Genomic DNA, 3697 nt, shown 5'->3' with positions numbered 1-3697 from the left:
GCCTCCGCGCCCGGTGTTCTGGCCGGGTACCGGGGTCTGCCGGGGCTCGCGGCCACCGGCCTCGGGGGCCGCGGTGGTGCCCGCCGGCCGCTGCGGGCCGTCGCCCGGAGGAGCGGGCCCCTGCTCGGCCGCGGTCCCCTGCTCGCCCGCCGGAGCCGGCAGCCGGGAGGAGGAGGCGTCGCCTCCGGTGTGCTGCTGGGGGGTCGACGGCTGGACCGGGGACCCTCCGGTGGAACGGAACAGTTCGTCGGCTGCCGGGAGACTCACTCGGCGTGGCACCGGGCGAGCACCTCCCTGGCGAGCTGGCGGTAGGCGGCGGCGCCGACGGAGTTGGAGGCGTAGGTGGTGATCGGCTCGCCGGCGACCGTGGTCTCCGGGAAACGTACCGTGCGCCCGATGACGGTGTGGTACACGTTGTCGTCGAACGCCTCGACCACGCGCGCGAGCACCTCCCTGCTGTGCACGGTGCGCGAGTCGTACATCGTCGCCAGGATGCCGTCGAGCTCCAGTTCCGGGTTGAGCCGCTCCTGGACCTTCTCGATCGTCTCGGTCAGCAGCGCCACCCCGCGCAGCGCGAAGAACTCGCACTCCAGCGGCACGATCACCTTGTGCGCGGCGGTCAGCGCGTTGACGGTGAGCAGACCGAGGGACGGCTGGCAGTCGATGACGATGAAGTCGTAGTCGGGCAGCAGCGGCGTCAGGGCGCGCTGGAGCGTCGACTCGCGGGCGACCTCGCTGACGAGCTGCACCTCGGCCGCGGACAGGTCGATGTTGCTGGGCAGCAGGTCCATGCCTGCCACGGCCGTCTTCAGCAGCACCTCGTCCGCCGACATGCCCCGCTCCATGAGCAGGTTGTAGACGGTCAGGTCCAGCTCCATCGGGTTGACGCCGAGGCCGACGGAGAGGGCGCCCTGGGGGTCGAAGTCCACCAGCAGCACCCGGCGGCCGTACTCGGCCAGTGCGGCGCCCAGGTTGATGGTCGAGGTGGTCTTGCCCACCCCGCCCTTCTGGTTGCACATCGCGATGATCTTCGCCGGCCCGTGCTCGGCGACCGGGCCGGGGATCGGGAAGTACGGCAGCGGCCGGCCCGTCGGCCCGACGCGCTCACGGCGCTGGCGGGCGGCGTCGGGCGCGAGGGTGGCCGCGTACTCGGGGTCGGGTTCGTACTCCGCGTCGGGGTCGTAGAAGTGTCCCTCGGGGAGTTCCTCGTAGTGGGGGTCCGCGTGGTCGGCCGGCAGGCCGGTCTCGCCGCCCCTGCGGTCGGCGGCCATGGCGTTCGCTCGGTGGCCGTCCATGCTCTGATTGGCTGTCATGCTCGCCTGGTTCTGGTGGGCTGCGAAAGTCTGGACAGCGACGGAGCCGACGGCTTTGAGTCCGGAGGGGGCTTCGCCCCGCGAAGGCATTCCCGGTCGACCACCCGGGGGAGTAAATGTCGACTCATTCACAAGTCGTCCTACCTCCTTGGTGACCAGGAAACTTCTAGACAGGTCAGCGTGGCACCATGCCGATGCCTGGCGACTCTATGGCGTGTCGGCCGTCCGCAGCAACACAATCCGCCCCGGACGGCCGGATGTGTCGGCAACCATGTATCCGTCTGTCAAGGGCGTAACAGCCGCACGGACGAGGTCTTCCGAGGGCGCGAAAGGGGCGAAGCGCAACGATCGCGACGAGTTGACGTCACGTCGGCCCGACTCCCCCGCGGACAGGCGAAACCGCCGGCCGGAACCCGGAGGACCCGGGTCCCGGCCGGTGGAAGGGCGATGGCGGTGTTGACGGGTGAGGTTGACGCACACGGTTGACCGTCACCGGTACTTCGTATGACGACTTGTCTACTCTGTCGCGACCCGGCGACCGACCGCCGCCGTCAGCCGAGCAGCGCGGCCGGCTCGCGCACCGGCAGCCCGTGCGCCTCGGCGACCGGGCCGTAGGCCACCTCGCCGTCGTGGACGTTGAGGCCCCTGGCGAGCGCGGGGTCGCGGCGCAGGGCGTCGCGCCAGCCGCGGTTGGCCAGTTCGACGATGTACGGCAGCGTGGCGTTGGTCAGCGCGTACGTCGAGGTGCTCGGCACCGCGCCGGGCATGTTGGCGACGCAGTAGAAGACCGAGTCGTGGACGGTGAAGGCCGGCTCCGCGTGGGTGGTGGGGCGCGAGTCCTCGAAGCAGCCGCCCTGGTCGATCGCGATGTCGACGAGGACGCTGCCCGGCTTCATCCGCGACACCAGTTCGTTGGTGACCAGCTTCGGCGCCTTGGCGCCCGGGATCAGCACGGCGCCGACGACCAGGTCGGCGTCGAGGACGGCCTTCTCCAGCTCGTACGCGTTGGAGGTGACCGTCCGCACCCGGGTGCCGAAGATCCGGTCGGCCTCGCGCAGCTTGCGCACGTCCTTGTCGAGCAGGGTGACGTGGAAGCCCATGCCGACGGCGATCTGGGTGGCGTTCCAGCCCGAGACTCCGCCGCCTATGACCACGGCCCGGCTCGGCGCGACGCCCGGCACGCCGCCGGGCAGCACCCCGCGGCCGCCGGCGGAGCGCATCAGGTGGTACGCGCCCACCTGCGGGGCGATCCGACCCGCGACCTCCGACATCGGCGCCAGCAGGGGCAGCGCGCGGTCGGCGGTCTCCACCGTCTCGTAGGCGATGGCGGTGGTGCCCGAGCGCAGCAGCGCGTCGGTGCACTCGCCGGAGGCGGCCAGGTGGAGGTAGGTGAACAGGGTCTGGTCCTTGCGCAGCCGGTGGTACTCCTCGGCGACCGGCTCCTTGACCTTCAGCAGCAGCTCGGCGGTGGCCCACACCTCGTCGGCGCCGTCCAGGACGACGGCGCCGGCCTCGGCGTACTCCCGGTCGGGGATGGAGGAGCCCTCACCGGCGCTCCGCTCCACGTGGACCTGGTGCCCGTTGCGTACGAGCTCGTGCACACCGGCCGGGGTGATGGCCACGCGGAACTCGTTGTTCTTGACTTCGCGGGGAATGCCGACCTTCACGTCGATCACGGTCCTTGTCTCGTGGGGGTGTCATGGTTGCGGAATGGACCGGGGCCCACCCCACCGCACCGGTACATGGGGTAAATGTCGGATGCGGTCGAGTGGCCGCAGCTCGGCCAGTTTAATGAAGGGTTTCTCTCTGTCCAGCCTTGCAAAGGGTCAATTTTTTCAAGGATCGCCGCCTATTTCGCAGGCCAACTGCCCTTCTCGGCAGTGCGCGGGGCTCCTCCCAGGATCCACCGCGCCGCCGCGGGGCGCGAACGGGCGGCGTCTCCCCCGCCCGCGTCCCCGCCCGTCGTCCCGTCCTCGCGCGCCGCTCCCGGGCGCCGCCACCGCAGCGCCCGGCGGCGGGTGCGCCGTGCCTCCTCGGTACGGCCCGCGTACTCCTGGACCCCGGCCACCTCCTCCAGCGCCCGCGCGTACGCCTCCCCGTCCCGCAGCCTCCGGCAGGCCGCGGCGCAGGCCCGCCAGGCGCGCAGGGCCTCCTCCCAGCGTCCCTCGCGCAGACACGCGGCCCCGATCAGCCCGTGCAGCCGGGCCTCGTCGGCCGGTACGCCACGGGTCTGGCACAGCGCCAGCGCCCGGCCGTACCAGTCGCCGGCGCGCCGGTCGTCGCCCAGGTGCGCGTAGGTGTCGCCCAGACACTCCATCGCCCGCGCGGCCGCCGCCGCGCTCCGGTCGCCGCCGCACCCGCCGTCGGCCCGGGCGGCCTCCAGC

General features: G+C 72.0%; 3 protein-coding genes and 1 pseudogene. All 4 read right to left on the bottom strand.

From position 1 onward, the window contains the following. Nucleotides 1–267 (bottom strand): annotated as a pseudogene (locus AC2CJA_RS25290) (hypothetical protein); the annotation flags it as partial. Then, nucleotides 264–1403 (bottom strand): ParA family protein, encoded by a 1140-nt coding sequence (locus AC2CJA_RS25285; RefSeq protein ID WP_484604990.1) that lies wholly within the window; start codon nt 1401–1403, stop codon nt 264–266. The gene AC2CJA_RS25285 and the pseudogene AC2CJA_RS25290, both read right to left, overlap by 4 nt. A gap of 461 nt (nt 1404–1864) precedes the next feature. Next, nucleotides 1865–2980 carry an alanine dehydrogenase gene (gene ald / locus AC2CJA_RS25280; RefSeq protein WP_484604991.1) on the bottom strand — a complete coding sequence of 372 codons (1116 nt, stop codon included), beginning with the start codon at nt 2978–2980 and terminating at the stop codon, nt 1865–1867. A gap of 182 nt (nt 2981–3162) precedes the next feature. Further along, nucleotides 3163–3697 (bottom strand): tetratricopeptide repeat protein (locus AC2CJA_RS25275; RefSeq protein ID WP_484604989.1); only part of this gene is annotated, 535 nt, incomplete at its 5' end.

This window comes from Streptomyces sp. ATLC9 (assembly GCF_057196705.1).
This window is presented reverse-complemented; position numbering and strand designations above follow the sequence as displayed.

Excerpts from the sequence above, each read along its gene's own strand:
- AC2CJA_RS25285 (WP_484604990.1), bottom strand. The coding sequence starts at position 1,403 with ATGCCTTCGCGGGGCGAAGCCCCCTCCGGACTCAAAGCCGTCGGCTCC.